This window comes from Sphingomonas sp. R86520 (assembly GCF_042466285.1).
GTDB lineage: Bacteria > Pseudomonadota > Alphaproteobacteria > Sphingomonadales > Sphingomonadaceae > Sphingomonas.
On the sequence record NZ_JAXHBZ010000001.1, the window covers coordinates 2525490 to 2545197 of the forward strand.

Sequence of the window (19708 nt, forward strand, 5' to 3'; positions counted from 1 at the left end):
AATCTGGACCGCATCATGATCGATCTCGACCCCCAGCAAGCCGCCGCCCGCCACTGGTTCGAATCCCTGCGCGACCGAATCTGCGCGGAGTTCGAGGCGATCGAGCGCGAGGCAGGCTCCGACGCATCGTTCGAGTACACACCGTGGGACCGGATCGATCCTTCGGGTGAGCCCGGCGGCGGCGGTGTCCGCGGCGTGATGACGGGCAAGGTGTTCGAGAAAGTCGGCGTCAACGTCTCGACCGTCGGGGGCACGTTCGAGGGCGACTTCGCCAAGTCGATCCACGGCGCGGGCGAGGATCCGCGCTTCTTCGCGACCGGGATCAGCCTGGTCGCGCACATGACCAACCCGCACGTGCCGGCGGTCCACATGAACTGCCGGTTCCTCAACACGACCAAGCGCTGGTTCGGTGGCGGCGGCGATCTCAACCCGCCGCTGCCGATCGCGGAGGACACGGCGGACTTCCACGCGACCATGAAGGCAGCCTGCGACGCGCATGATCCAGCCCATTACCCGCGCTTCAAGGAGTGGGCGGAGACGTATTTCTACATCCCGCACCGGAAGGTCAGCCGCGGCGTCGGCGGGATATTCTTCGATCATCTCGACGGCGATTTCGAGACGAATTTCGCGTTCACGCGCGACGTCGGCGAAGCGTTTCTGGAGGCCTATCCGCGGATCGTGCGGCGGCGGATGGATACGCCCTTCACGGCCGCCGACGAGGCGCAGATGCTCGAATGGCGGGGGCGCTATGCAGAGTTCAATCTCGTCTACGATCGTGGCACGCTGTTCGGGCTGAAGACCGGCGGCAACATCGACGCGATCCTGATGAGCCTGCCGCCACGCGCTACGTGGTCGTAAGATGGCGCTGATCCCGGTTGCCGACGACGTCCTCGCGACGATCGTCACGACGCTGGAAATGCGGACGCGACCACCGCTGCGGCCGAGTCCGGGATCGCGGTTGCGGCTGGTGAAGTGGGAGCGGCCGGCGCTGGAGAAATACCGCGCGCTGTTCCGGCGGGTGGGGAGTCCGTGGCTCTGGTTCTCGCGGCTGGTGATGGCGGACGAGGCGCTGGCGACGATCGTCCATGATCCGCGGATCGCGGTGTATGCGGTGCTCGATCCCGCGGGCATCGAAGTGGGCATGCTCGAACTTGATTTCCGTGAGGCAGGCGCGTGCGAGATTTCGTATTTCGGGCTGATCCCGGAGCTGGCGGGGCAAGGGCATGGCCGGTGGTTGATGGCCGAGGCTTGCGCGCGCGCCTGGGCGAAGGGGATCGAGCGGGTGTGGTTGCATACCTGCACGCTCGACCATCCGAGCGCGCTCGGGTTCTACCGGGCGCAGGGCTTCGTGGCGGTGAAGCGGACGATCGAGACGTTTCCCGATCCGCGGGCTTCCGGCTTGCTGCCGCCGGAGACGGCGCCGCAGATTCCTTACCTGGCGACGCGAGGGTAGCACCAACCACTCCGTCACCCCAATTGATCTCAATAGACCATTTTAACCTCCCCGGCGGAGGCCGGGGTCCAGTTGGGGAACGTTGCTAACGAAGCGGTGCGCCCGGTTACTGCGACCTTTCCAACTGGGCCCCGGCCTCCGCCGGGGTGGCGCATTCCGATAGCGCTAGACCGGCGTCCTACCGCGCCAAGCGACGGTAGGCGGAGATCGCGATCAAGGCCATCGCGATCCCTGCCGCCATCGCGGCGACCGCTGCACCGGCATCGACGATCGCCAGCGCGACCGGATTGGCCTCCCCCCCTCCCGCAAGGCTCGGTCGGCCATCATGAACGGCGCGCCGACGAGCCAGCCGCTGATGTAGCTGAACGCGGCCAGCCCCATCAGCGGCAGCCCTGCACCACGGCTGAGTGCAAGGCTGCGGCGGATCGCGCCGAGCGCACCCAGCGGCGCCTCGGCGAACAGCGCAGGCCCGGTCAGCATCGTCCGACCGAGAATATAGAGACCGGGAATCGCGTACAGCAGCAGCCCCGCCCCCGCCGGCAGCGACACGATCACCATCGCCAGCAGGAAGCGCGGGAAGATGCGCAGGCAGCGCGTCAGGCTGCCACGCAGATCGAGCTGATCGCGGTCGAGATACAGCGCGTAGAACAGCGACGTGCCGAAGAAGCTCATCACATAGGCGAGCAGATACCAGCCGCCATGCGCCGCCGCCCAGGTCTGCACCGCGTCGGCCCAGACCATCGCCTGCGCCTCGCTGTTACCCGCCGCCGCATCGGGCATCGGCGGATCGGGAACGACCAGCGCGAGCGCGAACGCGGGCAGGAACAGGAACGGCGCGGCGATCCGCAGCAGCAGGTCGCGGTCGCGTTTGAACAGCGTCCAGGCGTCGGTGAGAACGGTCGCGAAATCGAGCTTCATGGGACGGCGTGTTTCTCTCTGATCGCGACATAGAGCTGCGCGGTAAAGACGGCGGCAAGCGCGGTGAAGGCCGTGGTGACGATCGTGCCGGCGATGCTGGCGAGGAAGGTCGCGGTGGTGATGCCGTCGGCGCCAAGCGCGAGGCGGAAGAGGATCCCGGTCACCGCCTGCGCGGCCCAGGTCGAGACGAGCATGACGATCGCGAACAGGATCAATACGCCGATGATCCGCCACGTCATGCCCTTGGTCAACTGGACCGAACAACGCAGCGCGCCGACCCCGAGACGTTCGTTCAGGATCACCGGGTTGAGCAACACCAGCCGCGCGCCGAGCCAGATAATCAGCAGCAGATAGGCGAGGAAATACAGTCCGCTGAACAGGGCGGCATTGCCGATCCCCGGCGTGGCAACGGACAGTCCGCTCGCCGCCGCCGTGAAATCGAAACCGGCATAGACGAGCGCTACCAGCGGCGGCAGCGCGAAGACCAGCGCGACGATCGACAGCATCAGCGTGATGCCGACGGCAGGCAGCAGTCGCGACCGCGCCTGGCGTCGCGCAGAGACCGCGTCGGTGGCCGGATCGGTCGCGATTGCCACGATCGCCAACTGCGCCCAGAGCATCGCCACCACGGCGCCGAGCGTGAGCAGGCCGCCGACCAGCACGAAGCTGGGTGTGCCCGGCACGGAGAACGCGACGAAGCCGTCACGGACGATGCTGGGCAACAGCATGCCGAGCAGCGCGATCGGCGCAATCATGCCGGTACGCCCGTTGAGCACTTCGACCGTGCGATCCCAGACCGTTCCCATCTTCGCCATGCGTGCTGCTCCCGCTGCTGTCACGCCCGGGGGTTAGCCCAAGCCCCCGCACTTGACCACATGGTTGCAACTGTGGCCGAGGGTGCGCAATTGGGATCCGTGACGAACCCCATTCCCACCGACATCGAATGGCGCACCAGCGCCGGCCTTACCCCTTATGCCGACGCCCTGGCGGAGATGGAGGCGCGCGCGGTCGCGGTCGGCGCCGGCGCAGCGCGCGAGCTGTTGTGGATGCTGGAACATCCGCCGGTCTACACCGCCGGGACCAGCGCAGAACCCGGCGACCTGATCGACGCGCGCTTTCCGGTGATCGCGACCGGGCGCGGCGGTAAATACACGTATCACGGGCCGGGGCAGCGGATCGGCTATGTCGTGCTCGACCTGACCAGACGCGGCCGCGACGTGCGCTGCTACGTCCATGCGCTCGAATCCTGGGTGATCGCCGCACTCGGCAAGCTCGGGGTCGAGGCGTTCGCGGTCGATGGCCGGGTCGGGATCTGGACTCTCGACCGGGGCCGCGAGGCGAAGATCGGTGCGATCGGCGTACGGGTGAAGCGCTGGGTCACGCTCCACGGCTTTTCGGTCAACGTGAACCCCGACCTGACGCATTTCGGTGGGATCGTGCCCTGCGGCCTCCCCGAATTCGGCGTTACCAGCCTCGATTCGCTGGGTATTTCGGCGGACCTCGCAACCTTCGACGCGGCGCTGGCGTTGACGGCGGGCGCTTTCCTTGAAACAGTTTCTTGTCCTTGAGAAAAGGAGGCTTGAGGGCAAAGCGTTATCGGATTAATGTCCACTACGATTTGGGTATTAAGGGCGAGCAGCCAGCCAAATCCTCTATCTAGGGAGCTTCCACATGCGTGCACTCATTTCCAAGGTCCTGACCGGTTCGCTGATCGCCAGCGCAGCACTCGCCGTTTCGGCTTGCGGTCCCAAGACCGAGACGACGACCGACAACACGATGGTCACCGACATGAACGCCACCGAAGGCATGGACACCATGACCGACAACATGACCGCAGTCGACGGCGCGTCGAACGGTGGCATGATGGCCAACGACACGATGATGGCGAACGACACGATGATGTCGAACGACACCACGATGACCAACAACGCAATGTAATCTCCGCGGAAGCCGCCCGTTTCGGCGGATGGCTTCCGACAGGATTACACGGTGTGAAGGGCCGCCCGGGCAACCGGGCGGCCCTTTCTCGTTGTACGCCGCGAGCGATGATTTCCATTGTCCAAGCCAGTCGTTTCGGCTGCGGCGAATCGAGTTCCGCAGCTTGGCGCAATCAGCGACCTTCCGACCTCCGGAAAAGGTTAAAATCGCTTGGGAGTTTTGCCGAAACGCTTTAGATTCGTTGGCTTGAAGAATGCCCTGGGGAGGTTGGAATGAGAGTGTTGCGTACCGCGCTCGCGCTTTGCGTGGCGTCGAGCGGGCTCGCGGTGGCGCAGTCGGCGTCGGCGCAGTTCTTTTTGCAGTCGCGCGATTTTTCCGCTGCGGCAGTGACCGGCGACGAAGCCGATCTGGGCCAGCCGTTGCCCGGTGCGACGGGGGCGGAAACGCGTGCCGCGCTGGTTTGGCACATGCGTGCCGCGCTCAACGTGGCGGCGTTGCAGTGCCAGTTCGAACCGACATTGCTGACCGTGCCGAACTACAACTCGATCCTTGCCGACCACGGTGACGAGCTCAAGGGTTCGTTCGATACGCTGACCAAATACTTCCTTCGCGTGAACAAGGCGGCGGGCCCCAAGGCCGGCCAGACCGCGCTCGACCAGTTCGGCACGCGGACCTATTCGAGCTTTGCCACGGTCGCGGCGCAATATGGCTTTTGCCAGACCGCGGCGTCGATCGGCCGGGATGCGATCTTCACGCCGCGCGGGCATTTCTCAGAGGTTGCGCTGGCGCGCTCGCGTGAGCTGCGCAACAGCCTGATCCCGTGGGGCGAACAGCGTTTTCCGCGCCGCATCGGTCGCGATACGGCGGCCATGCCCCGCCTCGACGTGATCTGCTGGAACAAGAAGGGCGAGTGGGTCGCCAAGAAGTGCGGCGCGCAGAACTGGCCACCCGCGGGCGTCGGGATCGCCGGGCGGTAAAGCGCTGGGAGTAGAGCGCTGGGGGGTAGAGCGCTGGGGGTCGAAGCGTTGGGCGGAGTAGATCGGTCAGGAAGACGTAAGTCGGCACGAGGCCTGCCCCGATCCTCCCGGCCCCTGCCCTCATCCCGTCTCTATTAGCTCCACCGTCCCGTCGCTGCTCCGACCCCATCCCGTCACCCCAGCGAACGCTGGGGTATTCCTCCGGGCAGATGACCGGAGTCCCACGAGGATATCCCAGCTTTCGCTGGGACGACGGGAGGCGGCGAGAATGGGCGGGGGCGAAGCGCGTACAGTCGGGGCGAACGCCTAGCCTCTTACGAACGCCTTACCGCAGGCCCAGCAGCTTGTGCGTCTGGAGGGAGAGCCGCCATTGCGGCCGCTGCATCACCATTTCCACGCACACCTCGCGGTTCGCATCCGCACGCGGATCGTCGAGCGGCTGGAGCAGCAGGTTGGCAAAGTCCCAGGTCTCGACGTCGTCGATGTCGGTGCCGGGCTGCGGCCAGACGAGCTTGAGTTCGTGCCCCGAGCGCTGGACGACGATGCTGCCGGCCTTGGGGCTGATGCAGACCCAGTCGATTCCGGGATGGGCGGCGATCGTGCCGTTGCTCTCCACCGCGATCCGGAAGCCGCGTGCATGGAGCGCCTCGACGATCGCGTCGTCGATCTGGAGCATGGGTTCGCCACCGGTCAGGACCACGAAGCGGTCTCGCACGCCCTCGCCCCAGAAACCTTCGACCGCTGCTGCCAACGCCTGCGCATCGACGAACTTGCCGCCGCCCAGGCCGTCGGTACCGACAAATTCCGTATCGCAGAACTTGCACACCGCGGTGGCGCGGTCCTGTTCGCGGCCCGACCACAGGTTGCAGCCGGCGAACCGAACAAACACCGCGCGGCGGCCGGCGTTCACGCCCTCGCCCTGCAGCGTCAGGAACATCTCCTTGACCGCGTAGCTCATGCGATCAGACCGGCTTCACGGCGTAGCGGGTCGGATCGGCGATACCCGCCTCGTCGAAGCCGCGCGCGCGCAGCCGGCAGCTGTCGCACTCGCCGCAATGCAGCCCGCCCGGCGCGGGATCGTAGCACGACCAGCTCAGGCCGAGGTCGAGCCCGAGGCGCGTGCCTTCGCGGACGATATCCGCCTTGGTCATCATTTGCAGCGGGGCCTGAATGCGGAAGGGTTCGCCCTCGACGCCAGCCTTGGTCGCGAGTTCGGCAAGACCTTCGAACGCGGCGATGAACTCGGGGCGGCAATCAGGATAGCCCGAATAATCGAGCGCGTTGACGCCGATATAGATGTCGCGGGCGCCCGCGGCTTCGGCCCACCCGAGCGCGAGGCTGAGGAAGATGGTATTGCGTGCAGGGACGTAGGTGACGGGAATGCCGCCGCCATCTTCGGTACCCGCGCCGTCCTTCGGCACGTCGATGTCGGCGGTCAGCGCTGAGCCGCCGAAGGCGGACAAGTCCATCGGCAGGACGATGTGCCGCTCGGCGCCGAGCGTTTCAGCGACGCGACGCGCTGCGTCGAGTTCGACGCGGTGGCGCTGATTATAGTCGAACGACAGTGCGAGCAGGCGATGACCGGATTCTCGCGCCATCGCGGCGGATACCATCGAGTCGAGACCGCCCGACAAAAGGGCGACCGCATAAGGAGCAGGGGATGTCATGATGCGGGATGCGCTAGGCCAGCGGCGGGCAAAAAGAAAGGGCCGCCTGGTGGAGCGGCCCTGAGGTTGGCGCGAAACCGCGCCACAAGGGAGAAAAAAACGTGCTGAATAAGAGCACCCGTTCAGCAGTACCGACGACAGGTAAAGATGCCCTTAACACCTTCATCCTCTCCCTTCAGAGTTAGAAAAGAGGAGCGGAGGACGACGGGAGGGTAAGGCGGCGTTGGGATTGGCGTCTCGAGCCTCGTGCCCCCATTCTCCCACGACTGCGTCGCGGGCCCCTCGCTCTCCCCGACGGGGAGAGGGATTTCAGTCCTCGACGGGCACCGGGAACTTGGTCGCGCAGAACGCACAGTCGACGATGATGTAGCCGGTCTCGTCTGCCATTGAGCGCCGTTCCTCGAGCGGGAATTTCGAGATCACGCCCTTGATGTACTCGGGATCGCAGCGACAGCCGCGCGAGATGGGAATGTCGGCGAGGATGCGAACGTCCTCTTCTTCGTTGAATAGGCGCCACACGAGCGTCTCAAGCGGCAGCGTCGCATCGGTCAGTTCGTCCGCACCCATCGTGTTGCCCAGCGTGGCGACATGCTCCCATTCGGGGTGGTCGAGCTTGGTATGCAGGCGCTCGCGACCATCCTCGCCTTCGGGGAGATGCTGGAGGAACAACCCGCCGGCGATGCAGCGGCCGTCCGGTCCCTTGGCCATAGCGGTCCGCACCATCGTCGGGATCTGCTCCGACTGCGTGAAATAGCTCTGCGCCGCCTGCGACAGCGTGTCACCGTCGAGCGGAACGATGCCCTGATAGCGCTCGTTGCTGCTCGCCATGTCGAACGTGATCGCGAGATAACCGGCGCCGAACAGCGCGAACAACGACGGTTCGACGGGCGCTTCGGCGAGCTTGTCGGAATCGTATTCGATATAGCCGCGCACTTCGCCGCCGCGGTAGTCGCAGACGAGTAGCTGGACGACGCCGTTGTCGGTCCGCGTCTGCATCGTCAGCTGGCCGCTGGAGTCCTTGAGCGTCGAGCCGATCAACGCCGCGAGCGTGAGCGCCTCGGCGAGCAGCTTCTCGATCGCGGGGGGATAGGCGTGGGCGCGGAGCACCTCGTCAAGTGACGTGCCGAGCCGGACGATCCGCCCACGGGCACTCCGCGCGGGGATCGCGAAGGCCAGCGCGCGGTCGAGATCGGTCATGTTGGGGTCGTTCATCGGAGGGAAGATGGGGAGCGCGACCGCGCGGTCAACCTCGCACGCCCTCCGCCGGCTCAATGTTATCCTTCATCAGGAACACCGCCACACCCGTCAACCCGGCACATCCGTCAACCCGCTCCACATCCGTCACCCCGTTCCACATCCGTCGCCCCGTTCCACATCCGTCACCCCAGCGAAAGCTGGGGTATCCCTGTTGGCGGACGTCGCGGCCCGCACCGGGAGAACCCAGCTTCCGCTGGGATGACGGAAACAGTTGGAATCATGTAAGCGGCTGGAATGACGGTTCAGGTGCGCGCGTTCAACCGATCTGCCCGAAGCACCAGCGCAGCACCGACTTCTGCGCGTGCAGCCGGTTCTCCGCTTCCTGCCAGATCAGCGACTGGGGCCCGTCGATCACCTCGGGCGTGACCTCCTCGCCACGGTGCGCGGGGAGGCAGTGGAGGAAGTTCGCATCCGGCTTCGCTATCGCCATCAGCGCGGCATCGACCTGGTACGGCGTCAGCGCCTTCAGCTTGGTCTCGGCATGCGCCTGGCCCATCGAGATCCAGGTGTCGGTGACGACGATGTCCGCGCCCTCGACCGCCTCGCGCGGATCGGAGACGACGCGCGCCCGGCCCGACGACCGCGTGATCGCCTCTTCCTCGGGCTGGAACCCCTGCGGGCAAGCGGCGACGACGTCGAACTGCATCAGCCCGGCCGCCTCGACGATCGAGGCCAGCACGTTGTTGCCGTCGCCCAGCCATGCGACCTTGAGGCCGGGCAGCGCCTTGCCGCTCTCGATGATCGTCAGCAGGTCGGCCATGATCTGGCACGGATGCGACGCGTCGGTCAGGCCGTTGATGACGGGAACGCTGGCGTAATGCGCCATCTCCTCGATCTTGGCGTGATCGTCGGTGCGGATCATGATCGCATCGACATAGCCCGACAGGATGCGTGCGGTGTCGGCGATCGATTCGCCGCGCCCGAGCTGCATCGAGCCGCCGTCGGACACGATCGAGGTGCCGCCGAGCTGGCGGATCGCCATGTCGAACGAGAAGCGCGTCCGAGTGGAGCTTTTCTCGAACACCATCGCCAGCGTGTGGCCGGCGAGCGGCGCGTCGGCATCGGCGCGGCCCTTGGGAAAGCCGATACGTGCGGCTTTGCGGTCGAGCGCGTCGGCCAGCATCGCGGCAATGCCGTCGGCTCCGGCGTCGGTGAGATTCAGGAAATGGCGGATGGTCAAAGCATCGGCTCCAGTCATGCAGGCCGTTATTCGGTAAAACCGTTCGTCCTGAGTAGGGGCTGAGCGAAGCCGAGGACCCGTATCGAAGGGCCTGGTACCGAAGGTCGCGCCCGGTATCGGCGGGGCCTTCGAAACGCCATTTCGGCTTCGCTCAATGACTACTCAGGATGAGCGGCAGCTTCAATCGTCGCTGGCAGGCACGTAGACGCGTGCCGCTGCCGACAGCTTCTCGACGCATTCGGCGATGTGACTCTCGTCGATCACCAGCGGCGGCAGGATGCGGACGACGTTCTCGCCCGCCGACACCAACAGCAGGTTATGCTCGTCGCGCGCGAACGCGACGAATGCGCGGGCGTCGCTCTTCAGCTTCAGCCCGAGCATCAAGCCGGTACCGCGGACGCTGTCGAACAGATGATCGTGGTTCGGGAGCATCTGCTCGAGCGCCTGCCGCAACCGGTCGCCCATCGCGGTGACGTTGTCGAGGAAGCCCTCCTCCAGCATCACGTCGAGGATCGCCTCGCCGGCCGCCATCGCCAGAGGATTGCCGCCGTACGTCGAGCCGTGCGTTCCCGCGACCATGCCCTTGGCTGCCTCCTCGGTGGCGAGGCACGCGCCGAGCGGAAAGCCGCCGCCAATGCCCTTGGCGACCGCCATGATGTCCGGCGTGATGCCGTACAGCTCGTGCGCGAAGAACTTGCCAGTCCGACCGTAGCCGCACTGGACCTCATCGAGCACCAGCAACAGGCCGTGCTCGTCGCAAGCCTTGCGCAGGCCGGTCAGGAACTCAGGGGTCGCCTGGCGGATACCGCCTTCGCCCTGAATCGGCTCGACCAGGAAGCCGGCGGTGTTGTCGTCGATCAGCGCCAGCGCGCCTTCGAGATCGTTGAACTTCGCATAGGCGAACCCCGGCAACAATGGCTCGAATCCGTCGCGCATCTTTGCCTGGTTGGTCGCCGAGATCGCGCCGAGCGTACGCCCGTGGAACGCGGTGTCGAACGTGATCAGCGTGTGCCGCTGAGGGTTGCCATTGGCATAGTGATAGCGCCGCGCGGTCTTGATCGCGCACTCGACCGCTTCCGCACCCGAGTTGGTGAAGAACACGGTGTCCGCGAAACTGTTGTCGACGAGGCGCTGCGCGAGATGCTCGCCCTGCGGCGACCCGTACAGGTTCGACACGTGCATCAGCGTCGCAGCCTGATCGGCGATCGCCTTGGTCAGATGCGGATGCGCGTGGCCGAGTGCGTTGACCGCGATGCCGCTGGCGAAATCGAGATACTGCTGTCCGTCCTCGCCGTAGAGGTACACGCCCTCGCCTCGGACCGGACGCACGCCACACCGCGGGTAGACGGGCATGAGCGGGGTGATGGTCACGACGGCAGCTCCTTCAAACAGCAAGGGCGACCCATAGCGGCCGCCCGGACCGCCTGATACGAGCCCGCGGCCCATGGGGTCAACACCGCGCGCACGGCAGATATGATACCGCACCGTGTCAAATCTCATGATTGCGCGGAGCCCCTTGCCGCTATCCGATGAATAGGCGCATGCTCTGCGCGACGTGGTGCCAGGATCCTGTGCGCTTTGGTTCGATTCGAATCGCCCCGCCGCAACTTAGGGGAGAGAACCATGTCCAAGTTAATGCCATGCATCGCACTTCTGTTGGCCACGACATCGCCAGCCTATGCGAAAGACGTCTTCACGGGTACGTGGAAAAGCGACGTCAACGCTAGTGTACCCTCGACCAAGCCTTCGGTCGTACTGCTCGCCGATGGACTCTATACCTGTTCGACCTGCGTACCCGTGCTGAAAGTCGCCGCCGATGGCGCGTTTCATCCGGTCGTCGGGAGCGCCTATTACGACGAAATGGCGGTGACCGTGGTCGATCCGGCAATCGTCAAGCGCGCGACCCGAAAGGGCGGCAAGCTGGTCGGCGAGACGACCGCGACGCTGTCCGCGGACGGCAACACGATGACGACCGCGTTCAACGATCTGACCGCCCTGAACGGCATTCCGGTTACCGGAACGGGCGTCAGTACGCGGGTCACCTCCGGACCGGCGGGCTCGCATGCGTCATCGGGATCGTGGCGGCAGACCAGCGAAGGCCAGGTTTCCGATAGCGGCCTCGTCTTCACGCTGGCGCAGGTCGGCAGGGTTGTGACCTATTCCACGCCGACCGGTATCTCGTACGTGGCGACGACCGGAGGGCCTGCCGTCGCGGTCGTCGGCGATCCCGGCTGGACAACGGTGTCGCTGAAGCAGAGTGGCCTGAACACGCTGCACGAAACCGATTATTTCGACGGCAAGATCATCGGCAAATACGTCATGACCGTCTCGGCCGACGGCAAGAAGATGACGATGGACGCGAACGACATCAAATACGGCCGTACCTCGACGCTGGTCGCCTACAAGCAGTAACTGCGAGGCGCCTGCGGACGAGTGGATCGTCCGCAGGCGTGATCGCCGCACGATGAGACGCGGCGGTGGCGGTCCGTCAGGTTGGCCGGCGTCTCGACCGTCAGATCGGTCATCTCGACTCGCGGTTTGCTCGATCGCGCCTGAACGCGAGATCCGGGAGCGTAACTCACGTCGTAGATCAGCGAATACCGCTCGATCCGACGCAATCCCGGCTTGTCCGCGGCCATGGCCAGCGGCCGATACAACCGCTTCGCCAGCGAAGCCTTCACGGCGTCGAGCCATGGCCCGCGGACGTTGTCGGATTGCCGTACGACATCGATGTCCTGCACCGTGCCGTCGGGGCGAACCATGAATGTGACGTCGACCCATTGCGGGACCGGATCGCCGGTCACCGCGACGACCTTCGATCCGCTCTCCGACCGGTCGGGCAGATCGATCGGCGACGCATAGACCAGCACGGCCTCGTTCGTGCGTTGCTGCGAAGGCGTCTTGGCCAGCTCGGCCTTCTCGACGTCATGCGCCTTGTCGCCGGACTTCACGCGGCGTTCGAGCGTTACCGTCGCCTCGCGAAACGGTGCCAGCTCGGGATCCGTCGTGTCGCGTATACGGCGGATCGCCTTGCGTGCCTGATACTCATAGGCGGAATCCACACTCGCCAGCGCCGTGTAGAGCACGGCCGTCCGCAGCAGGGCCAATCCCTCGACCTGCTTCAGCCCGGCCGCATTGGCCTGTTTCGCGACCGTGCCGTAGACCTCCTCGGCGGCGGTGTAGCGGCGCTCCTTGGCGAAGGTGTCGCCGACCAGCAGGCGTTCCGTGAGGACACGCGGATCGCTGTGCGCGAGCCCACCCTTCAGGACATCGAGCGAGTCGATCGCATTGGTTCGCGACGAATCCGACAGCCCGTTCAAGCTTGCCAGCCGCCCGCTCGCGCGGATCAGGTTGGCGACATCGACGGGTATGTCCTTCGCGTATTTCTCATTGCGGCTCCGCGCCTTCAACAACGTTGCGCGTGACGCTGCATAGTCGCCGACCAGGAACTGGTTTTCGGCGTGCGCTAGCGATGCGGCGATCTCTTTCTTGGGCGGACATCCGCGCGCGATGCACGCGGCCAGCGCCCGTTCGGTACCGGAGAGGCGCTGTCCGACAACGACGATGGTCTGGTCCTCCCCCGCCGCCGCGGGGGGTGGGGCTACGGCGGCAGACTGCAGCAGAGCAACAACAAGCAGGATCATGTCTAAGCCCTACGCAAGTGACGTGGCGAGACTGTATCCGACGATGCCGGCATGTCCATCGATCGTGTTTACAACGGCGTCGAACCCGACCCCCGTCACCTCACGCGTCGATCGCTTCCTCGTCCATCCGACCCGCATTTTCCTGGATGAAGGCGAAGCGGTGCGCCGGGTTGTTGCCCATCAGGCGGTCGACGAGATCCTTCACCTGTGCGCGCTCCTCGTATTCCTGCGGCAACGTGATGCGGAGCATGCCACGGGTGGCGGGGTCCATCGTGGTTTCGCGGAGCTGGCTCGGGTTCATCTCCCCGAGGCCCTTGAAGCGGCCGACATCGACCTTCTTGCCCTTGAACACGGTGCGTTCGAGTTCGGCGCGGTGGGCGTCGTCCCGCGCGTAGATGCTCTTGGTGCCGACGGTGAGACGGTAGAGCGGCGGTTGTGCGAGGTAGAGGTGCCCGCGGCGGACCAACTCCGGCATCTCCTGGAAGAAGAACGTCATCAGCAGCGTCGCGATGTGGGCGCCATCGACGTCTGCGTCGGTCATGATGACGATGCGTTCGTAGCGCAGCGTGTCCGGCGTGCAGTCCTTCCGCGTGCCGCAGCCCAGCGCGAGCGTCAGGTCGGCGATTTCCTGGTTGGCGAAGATCTTCGCGCTGGTGGCCGACGCGACGTTGAGGATCTTGCCGCGGATCGGAAGGATCGCCTGCGTTTTCCGATCACGCGCCTGCTTCGCCGAACCACCTGCCGAATCGCCTTCGACAATGAAGAGTTCAGTACCTTCGGGCGAGTTGGCGGAGCAATCCGTGAGCTTGCCCGGCAGCCGCAGTTTCCGCGCGGACGTGGCGGTCTTGCGTTTGACGTCGCGTTCCTGCTTGCGGCGCAGGCGTTCGTCCATCCGCTCCAGCACATAGTTCAGCAGCGCCTTGCCGCGCTCCATGTTGTGGCTGAGGAAATGGTCGAAATGATCGCGCACCGCCTTTTCGACGAGGCCGGCGGCTTCGGGGCTGGTGAGGCGATCCTTGGTCTGGCTCTGGAATTGCGGTTCGCGGATGAACACCGACAGCATCAGTTCGCTGCCGACCATGACGTCGTCCGCGCTGATATCCTTGGTCTTCTTGTTGCCGACGAGGTCGCCGAATGCGCGCAGCCCGCGGACCAGCGCCTGGCGCAGGCCCTGTTCGTGCGTGCCGCCGTCGGGAGTCGGGATGGTGTTGCAATACCAGCTGTACGAGCCGTCGCTCCATAGCGGCCATGCGACTGCCCATTCGACTCGACCCTGGGTTTCGCCGTTCGCGCTCGGAAAGTCCTGCGAGCCGGAGAAGAAGTCCGAGGTCGCGCATTCGCGGCCGGCGATCTGGTCGCGGAGGTGATCGGCAAGGCCGCCGGGGAACTGGAACACGGCTTGGGCCGGTGTGTCGTCGCCGATCAGGTCGGGTGCACAGTGCCAGCGGATCTCGACGCCGGCGAACAGATACGCCTTCGAACGGACGAGCTTGTAGAGGCGCTGCGGCTTGAAGTTCAGTTCGGTCCCGAAGATCTCGGTGTCGGGCGTAAATGCTACGCTGGTGCCGCGCCGGTTGGGCGTCGGGCCGAGATGCTCGATGGGCCCGAGCGTCAGACCCTTGGCGAAGCGCTGCCGGTAGAGTTGCCGGTCACGCGCGACCTCGACGACGGTGTCGGAGGACAGCGCGTTGACGACACTGATGCCGACGCCGTGCAGGCCGCCGCTCGTCGCGTACGCCTTGCCCGCGAACTTGCCACCCGAATGGAGCGTCGAAAGGATGACCTCCAGCGCGGACTTGTCGGGAAACTTGGGATGCGGATCGACCGGGATGCCGCGGCCGTTGTCGACGATCGTCAGGCGGTTGTTCGCCTCCAGCGTGACTTCGATGCGGGTCGCGTGGCCCGCGACCGCCTCGTCCATCGCGTTGTCGAGCACTTCGGCGGCGAGATGGTGCAGCGCGCGTTCGTCGGTGCCGCCGACATACATGCCGGGGCGGCGGCGGACGGGCTCGAGCCCTTCGAGCACCTCGATCGAGGACGCGTCATAGGTATTGGCGGCGGTTTTCCCCCCGCCAGCATTGGAGGGCGCGCCCGGGGACGCGAACAGATCTTCAGCCATGGATGCAGCCTAGACGCTGACTTGCGACAAAGCCACAGGCTCCGTTTGTTCTCCCTGTGACCGAAAAGTCACATTGATGTAGATTGTTCCACGGAAGGGAGATTTTGAGGCGACGCGCCGTTTATGAAATATCTGTCATGAAGTTCTCGGGAGTGAATATGAGCAAGACGATGATGGTGGCCCTTACCGGTGCCGCCACCCTGGCGTTCGCCGCGGCACCCGCCGCTGCGCAGGAAATTACCGCCGACGCGCCGTTCAGCGGCCTCTATGTCGGTGCAGCCGGTGGCTATGACGTGCAGCCGAACGACGCCGGGTCGTCGATCCTGTTCGACCGCAATCTCGACGGTCGGTTCGGCGACACCGTGACGACCGCGGCGGGCGCCAACGCGTTCTCGCCCGGCTTCTGCAACGGCGCCGCGACCAGCAGCACCGCGCCTGCCGTTGGCGGCCGCGGCTGCCGCACCGATCGCAACAACACTGCCTACTACGCCCGCGTCGGCATCGATCAGCAGCGCGGCAACATCGTCGTCGGCGTGGTCGGCGAGTTCGGCAAGTCGAACATCCGCGACAGCGTCAGCGCGTTCTCGACGACGCCGGCATTCTACACGATGACGCGCGATCTGGACTGGGAAGCTTCGATCCGCGGCCGGGCTGGCTACGCAGTCGACACGACGCTGTTCTACGGCACGTTCGGTGCCGGCTATGCGCGCATCAACCGCGACTTCTATTCGAGCAACACCGCCAACGCCTATGCGCAAAGCGGCAAGAAGAACCAGTTCGGCATCACCGGTGGCGGCGGCATCGAGCAGAAGCTCGCCAAGAACGTCTCGGTTGGCCTGGAATACATGTTCCACCAGTATCAGGACGACGACGCCCGCGTTCTGGTGACGCGCGGCACGCAGCCGGCGACCAACCCGTTCGTGCTCGCACCGAACACGGCTGGGACGGCGTTCAAGCGGTCGGATGACAATTTCCGGTGGCACAGTGTGCGCGGAACGGTGGCGTTTAGGTTTTAAGGCGCCGGGCGGCCGCTGCCATGCTGGCAGCGGACTCGCCCAAGCCCGGCCGGCGCGGCTCGCCGCGGCCGACGACATGGGCTTTGCCCATGGCTAGCTAAGGTAAAAAAAGGCCGCTTCCGCACACGGGGAAGCGGCCTTTTCTTATTTTCTAAAGCTCCGCTTCTGCAGACCGGAATAAGGTCTGCGTAACGGTATTATCGAGTCGATTACGACCGTGTTTCCCCGCGAAGGCGGGGATCCAGACTGGGCTCCCGCCTTCGCGGGAGAACAAGGAAAAGCAACGGCTTCGTTCAGCGCCACCCCGGCGAAGGCCGGGGCCCAGTTGGGAAGCGCTGTTAAACGCGCGGGACGCTCAGTAACCACGACCTTTCCAACTGGGCCCCGGCCTCCGCCGGGGTGGCGCTTGTTTGAAAAAGGCCGCCTCCTCACTGAGGAAGCGGCCTTTCCATGTCAGGCTAGCGATGGGCAAAGCCCATGTCGTCGGACGCGGCCAGCCGCGCCGACCGGGCTAGGGCGAGCCATGCGCCAGGTTGGCGCAGGGCTCGCCCTACGCCTTACCGAGGCCGCGGACCGCCGAACGGCAGCGGCGGAGTCGGACGGCGATCGCGACGCGGCAGCTGCGCCTGGTACGCGTGGCCGCAATGATCGACGCAATAGGGGAACCCCGGGTTCACCGCCTTGCCGCAGAAATGGAAGTCGGGCTCGCCGGGATGGCCGAGCGGCCATTTGCAGATCCGGTCGTTCAGCTCGAGCAGGCTCGTCTTGTTCGCCATCTCGGGGGAGGGCTTGGCGGGCACGAGGCGACGGGGCGGCGCTGGTGTGCTCGGTGGCTGCTGTTCGCCAGGCGCCTGGCGGAGGAAGCCGCCGGGACCGACCGAGCGCAGGATCGGCTGAGGCGCGCGAACGGGCGCGGCGGCGACCGGAGCAGCCTCGTCCTCGTCCTCGGACTCATCCTCGTCGTCATCGGACTCATCGGCGACAGGTTCAGCGACAACCGGTGCAGCCGGCTTGGGCGCTGCGACGATCGGCGGCGCAACGGGTGCAGGCTCCGGCTCGACCTCGACCGGCTCCACGACCGGCTCGGGTGCCGCGACAGCAACCGGCGCGGACGCCCCGGCCGCCGCAGCAGCAGCGGCCGCCTTGGCTTCGGGATCGTTCGGCTTCACCGGCGACGGGCGCGCCTGTAGCTCGAGGCGGTGCGCCTTGCCGATCACGGCGTTGCGGCTGACGCCACCCAGTGCTTCGGCGATCTGGCTGGCGGTCTGCCCGGCCTCCCACATCGTCTTGAGCGTCTCGATGCGCTCGTCGGTCCAGGACATGTTCGTTCCTCAGTCTTGCTCAGCCGGGTTGCGGGCGGCAGCGGCAGCGATTACCCGCAACCCCTATGAGCAGCCAGCCCCCAATCGGTGAAATCCATTCGGCGGTGCGATCCGCCCCCGGCGTCCCCGTCATAAAGAGCGTGAACTGGGAGGGATTGCGAACCCTCTATATCAAGGAGGTGCGCCGGTTCTTCAAGGTGCAGCTTCAGACGGTATGGGCGCCGGCGATCACCACGCTGTTGTTTCTAGTCGTGTTCACGATCGCGACCGGTGCGAAAAGCCCGGTTCCGGTCGACGGCCATATCGTCGCGTTCGCCGATTTCATCGCGCCGGGGCTGATCATCGCGCAGGGCATGATGGGCCCGGCGTTCGCCAATGCGAGCTTCTCGCTGCTCGTCGGCAAGATGCAGGGCACGATCGTCGACTATCTCCAGCCGCCGCTGTCTACCGGTGAGTTACTGGGCGCGCTGGTGGGTGGTGCGGTGACGCGCGCGGTGATCGTCGGGATCGTCGTGTGGGCGGCGATGGCGCTGTATCCGGGCGTGCACGTGACGCCGCACGCGCCGCTCGCGATCATCTGGTTCGGGTTGCTGGGCGCGACGTTCCTGGCGCTACTGGGCGTGCTGACGTCGATCTGGGCGGACAAGTTCGATCATGCCGCCGCGGTCACCAACTTCGTGATCGCGCCGTTGTCGCTGTTGTCGGGGACGTTCTATTCGGTCGACAAGCTGGCACCAGCGTTCCGCGCGTTCAGCCATGCGAACCCGTTCTTCTACATCATCTCGGGCTTCCGATACGGGTTCCTGGGGATCGCCGACTCGCCGGTAATGATCGGCGGGATCGTGATCCTGGTGATCGACCTGGTGCTGGCGACGCTCTGCTACCGGTTGCTGAAGAGCGGTTGGAAGCTGAAGAACTGATGCGCGGGCTGGCGCTCTGGCTCGTCGCTGCGCTGATGGCGTTGCTGCCCGTCCCCGCCGTGGCGCAGGGGGCGATCGCCGATCCGGCGTTGCGGGCAAAGGCCGATGCGCTTGTCGCGATCCTCGATGGACGCGGCGCGTATGACGCGTATTTCGCGGCGAGCTTCCGCGAGAAGGTGCCGACGGCGCAGTTCGCGGCGATCGTCGCGCAGTTGAAGGCGACCCTCGGCGCGCCTGAGAAGATCGAGTCGCTGACGCCGACATCGGCGTGGTCGGCGGACCTGATCGTCGCGTATGCACGCGGCACGGCGAGCGTCCGCCTGGCACTCGATCCCGCCGCGCCGCATCTGGCGACCGGGTTGCTGATTACCGGCACGGGTGCGCGCGACGATAGCTTGGCCAAGGTCGAGGCGGAATTTGGGGCACTGCCTGGTGCGAGCGGGTTCGGGCTGTATGCGCTGGGTGAAGGTAAGCCGGCACCGGTTCTCGAATATCATGCCGATGTGACGGCTCCGCTCGGGTCCGCGTTCAAGCTGTGGGTGCTCGCCGAGCTTGCGCGGCAGGTGACGGCGGACGAGCGGCATTGGGCGGACGTCGTGAAGATCGGGCCGCCCTCCCTGCCGTCGGGCATGCTGCAGACCTGGCCCGCGGAATCACCGCTGACGCTGCAGACGCTGGCGACGATGATGATCTCGATCAGCGACAATACGGCGACGGATACGCTGCTGACGACGCTCGGCCGCGTGAAGGTCGACGCGATGGCTACGGCCGCGGGCGGTAGCGTGCCGGTGATGACGACGCGCGAGATGTTCCTGTTGAAGGGCGATCCGGCGCTGACAAAGGCTTGGGCAGCCGGTTCGGTGGAGGCGCGGCGTTCGTTGCTGGTCGACAATGCGGTGAAGATTTCCACGGCCAAGCTCGATGCCAGTGTGTTCGCGGGGAAGCCGGTGGCGATCGACAGCGTCGAATGGTTCGCGAGCCCGGCGGCGATGGCGGGTGTCCTCGATCGCCTGCGCACCGCCGACGCGACGACCCGCGCGATCCTCGCCGTCAACGCCGGCCTCGATCCGGCCATCGCGGCGCGGTTCCGGTATGTCGGTTTCAAGGGCGGCGGCGAGCCGGGAGTGCTGACCCTGAACTATCTCGTCCAGGCGAAGGATGGCCGCTGGTATGCCGCGACCGGGAACTGGCACCGGTCGGATGACGCAGTGAACGAACTGCGGTTCGTCGGGCTGATGGGCCGGGTGCTGGCGTTGCTCGCAGCGCGGTAGAAATCTCTCAGTCTCGCCATTTCTTA

Annotated in this window: 19 protein-coding genes; 9 read left to right on the top strand and 10 right to left on the bottom strand. The window is 65.7% G+C overall.

The annotated features are described in order from the left end of the window. The first annotated feature begins 15 nt into the window (after positions 1–15). Positions 16–858: an oxygen-dependent coproporphyrinogen oxidase gene (gene hemF, locus SJY41_RS11465; protein ID WP_380781798.1), complete on the top strand. Its 843-nt coding sequence runs from the start codon at positions 16–18 to the stop codon at positions 856–858. 1 nt (position 859) lies between these two features. Next, entirely contained in the window at positions 860–1453 is a 594-nt protein-coding gene (locus SJY41_RS11470) for a GNAT family N-acetyltransferase (protein WP_380781800.1), read from the top strand. A gap of 213 nt (positions 1454–1666) precedes the next feature. Here SJY41_RS11470 and SJY41_RS11475 read toward each other — a convergent pair whose 3' ends face one another. Both SJY41_RS11475 and SJY41_RS11480 read right to left on the bottom strand, forming a co-directional pair. After that, positions 1667–2371, bottom strand: a complete 705-nt coding sequence (locus SJY41_RS11475) for a hypothetical protein (RefSeq protein WP_380781802.1) — start codon at positions 2369–2371, stop codon at positions 1667–1669. Beyond that, complete coding sequence (locus tag SJY41_RS11480) at positions 2368–3186, bottom strand: hypothetical protein (RefSeq protein WP_380781804.1); 819 nt, start codon at positions 3184–3186, stop codon at positions 2368–2370. The genes SJY41_RS11475 and SJY41_RS11480 overlap by 4 nt, the downstream gene beginning before the upstream one ends. A gap of 60 nt (positions 3187–3246) precedes the next feature. Between SJY41_RS11480 and lipB the strand changes: the two genes are divergently transcribed. The 3 genes from lipB (at position 3247) to SJY41_RS11495 (ending at position 5286) form a co-directional block, all read left to right on the top strand. Then, positions 3247–3939, top strand: a complete 693-nt coding sequence (lipB, locus tag SJY41_RS11485; RefSeq protein ID WP_380781806.1) for a lipoyl(octanoyl) transferase LipB — start codon at positions 3247–3249, stop codon at positions 3937–3939. Between the two features lie 103 nt (positions 3940–4042). Further along, positions 4043–4309 carry a hypothetical protein gene (locus SJY41_RS11490; RefSeq protein WP_380781808.1) on the top strand — a complete coding sequence of 89 codons (267 nt, stop codon included), beginning with the start codon at positions 4043–4045 and terminating at the stop codon, positions 4307–4309. Between the two features lie 272 nt (positions 4310–4581). After that, positions 4582–5286, top strand: a complete 705-nt coding sequence (locus tag SJY41_RS11495) for a hypothetical protein (RefSeq protein ID WP_380781810.1) — start codon at positions 4582–4584, stop codon at positions 5284–5286. A gap of 325 nt (positions 5287–5611) precedes the next feature. Here the strand turns inward: SJY41_RS11495 and queE are convergent, their stop codons facing one another. From queE to SJY41_RS11520, 5 genes are all read right to left on the bottom strand, one after another. Beyond that, a complete protein-coding gene (gene queE / locus SJY41_RS11500) occupies positions 5612–6244 on the bottom strand; it encodes a 7-carboxy-7-deazaguanine synthase (RefSeq protein ID WP_380781812.1) in 633 nt (210 codons plus the stop codon). 4 nt (positions 6245–6248) lie between these two features. Continuing rightward, positions 6249–6953, bottom strand: a complete 705-nt coding sequence (gene queC, locus SJY41_RS11505; RefSeq protein ID WP_380781813.1) for a 7-cyano-7-deazaguanine synthase QueC — start codon at positions 6951–6953, stop codon at positions 6249–6251. A 309-nt stretch (positions 6954–7262) separates the two neighbouring features. Beyond that, positions 7263–8150 (bottom strand): Hsp33 family molecular chaperone HslO, encoded by an 888-nt coding sequence (locus SJY41_RS11510; protein WP_380781815.1) that lies wholly within the window; start codon positions 8148–8150, stop codon positions 7263–7265. A gap of 316 nt (positions 8151–8466) precedes the next feature. Further along, positions 8467–9384: an ornithine carbamoyltransferase gene (gene argF, locus SJY41_RS11515; RefSeq protein ID WP_380784125.1), complete on the bottom strand. Its 918-nt coding sequence runs from the start codon at positions 9382–9384 to the stop codon at positions 8467–8469. 186 nt (positions 9385–9570) lie between these two features. Next, complete coding sequence (locus SJY41_RS11520) at positions 9571–10761, bottom strand: aspartate aminotransferase family protein (protein WP_380781817.1); 1191 nt, start codon at positions 10759–10761, stop codon at positions 9571–9573. Between the two features lie 252 nt (positions 10762–11013). Here SJY41_RS11520 and SJY41_RS11525 point away from each other — a divergent pair, with 252 nt between their 5' ends. Beyond that, entirely contained in the window at positions 11014–11802 is a 789-nt protein-coding gene (locus SJY41_RS11525) for a hypothetical protein (protein ID WP_380781819.1), read from the top strand. On the opposite strand, the gene SJY41_RS11530 is transcribed toward SJY41_RS11525, so the two are convergent. Next, on the bottom strand, positions 11790–13034 hold the full coding sequence (locus tag SJY41_RS11530; protein ID WP_380781820.1) for a hypothetical protein: 1245 nt from the start codon (positions 13032–13034) through the stop codon (positions 11790–11792). The two genes, SJY41_RS11525 and SJY41_RS11530, sit on opposite strands and share 13 nt — an antisense overlap. A 100-nt stretch (positions 13035–13134) precedes the next feature. After that, a complete protein-coding gene (gene parE / locus SJY41_RS11535) occupies positions 13135–15153 on the bottom strand; it encodes a DNA topoisomerase IV subunit B (protein WP_380781822.1) in 2019 nt (672 codons plus the stop codon). Between the two features lie 158 nt (positions 15154–15311). On the opposite strand from parE, the gene SJY41_RS11540 reads away from it, so the two are divergent. Beyond that, on the top strand, positions 15312–16169 hold the full coding sequence (locus tag SJY41_RS11540) for an outer membrane protein (protein WP_380781824.1): 858 nt from the start codon (positions 15312–15314) through the stop codon (positions 16167–16169). Between the two features lie 557 nt (positions 16170–16726). Here SJY41_RS11540 and SJY41_RS11545 read toward each other — a convergent pair. Further along, a complete protein-coding gene (locus SJY41_RS11545) occupies positions 16727–17491 on the bottom strand; it encodes a GcrA family cell cycle regulator (RefSeq protein ID WP_380781826.1) in 765 nt (254 codons plus the stop codon). A gap of 65 nt (positions 17492–17556) precedes the next feature. Between SJY41_RS11545 and SJY41_RS11550 the strand changes: the two genes are divergently transcribed. Next, a complete protein-coding gene (locus tag SJY41_RS11550) occupies positions 17557–18411 on the top strand; it encodes an ABC transporter permease (RefSeq protein WP_380781828.1) in 855 nt (284 codons plus the stop codon). Further along, positions 18393–19682 (top strand): serine hydrolase, encoded by a 1290-nt coding sequence (locus SJY41_RS11555; protein WP_380781830.1) that lies wholly within the window; start codon positions 18393–18395, stop codon positions 19680–19682. The genes SJY41_RS11550 and SJY41_RS11555 overlap by 19 nt, the downstream gene beginning before the upstream one ends. Positions 19683–19708 lie beyond the last annotated feature (26 nt).

Coding starts and splice junctions, on each gene's coding strand:
- hemF (WP_380781798.1), top strand. CDS start 16: ATGATCGATCTCGACCCCCAGCAAGCCGCCGCCCGCCACTGGTTCGAA.
- SJY41_RS11480 (WP_380781804.1), bottom strand. CDS start 3,186: ATGGCGAAGATGGGAACGGTCTGGGATCGCACGGTCGAAGTGCTCAAC.
- lipB (WP_380781806.1), top strand. CDS start 3,247: ATGGTTGCAACTGTGGCCGAGGGTGCGCAATTGGGATCCGTGACGAAC.
- queC (WP_380781813.1), bottom strand. CDS start 6,953: ATGACATCCCCTGCTCCTTATGCGGTCGCCCTTTTGTCGGGCGGTCTC.
- SJY41_RS11470 (WP_380781800.1), top strand. CDS start 860: ATGGCGCTGATCCCGGTTGCCGACGACGTCCTCGCGACGATCGTCACG.
- SJY41_RS11530 (WP_380781820.1), bottom strand. CDS start 13,034: ATGATCCTGCTTGTTGTTGCTCTGCTGCAGTCTGCCGCCGTAGCCCCA.
- SJY41_RS11495 (WP_380781810.1), top strand. CDS start 4,582: ATGAGAGTGTTGCGTACCGCGCTCGCGCTTTGCGTGGCGTCGAGCGGG.
- SJY41_RS11475 (WP_380781802.1), bottom strand. CDS start 2,371: ATGAAGCTCGATTTCGCGACCGTTCTCACCGACGCCTGGACGCTGTTC.
- queE (WP_380781812.1), bottom strand. CDS start 6,244: ATGAGCTACGCGGTCAAGGAGATGTTCCTGACGCTGCAGGGCGAGGGC.
- SJY41_RS11540 (WP_380781824.1), top strand. CDS start 15,312: ATGAGCAAGACGATGATGGTGGCCCTTACCGGTGCCGCCACCCTGGCG.
- parE (WP_380781822.1), bottom strand. CDS start 15,153: ATGGCTGAAGATCTGTTCGCGTCCCCGGGCGCGCCCTCCAATGCTGGC.
- SJY41_RS11550 (WP_380781828.1), top strand. CDS start 17,557: ATGAGCAGCCAGCCCCCAATCGGTGAAATCCATTCGGCGGTGCGATCC.
- SJY41_RS11490 (WP_380781808.1), top strand. CDS start 4,043: ATGCGTGCACTCATTTCCAAGGTCCTGACCGGTTCGCTGATCGCCAGC.
- SJY41_RS11525 (WP_380781819.1), top strand. CDS start 11,014: ATGTCCAAGTTAATGCCATGCATCGCACTTCTGTTGGCCACGACATCG.
- SJY41_RS11545 (WP_380781826.1), bottom strand. CDS start 17,491: ATGTCCTGGACCGACGAGCGCATCGAGACGCTCAAGACGATGTGGGAG.
- SJY41_RS11510 (WP_380781815.1), bottom strand. CDS start 8,150: ATGACCGATCTCGACCGCGCGCTGGCCTTCGCGATCCCCGCGCGGAGT.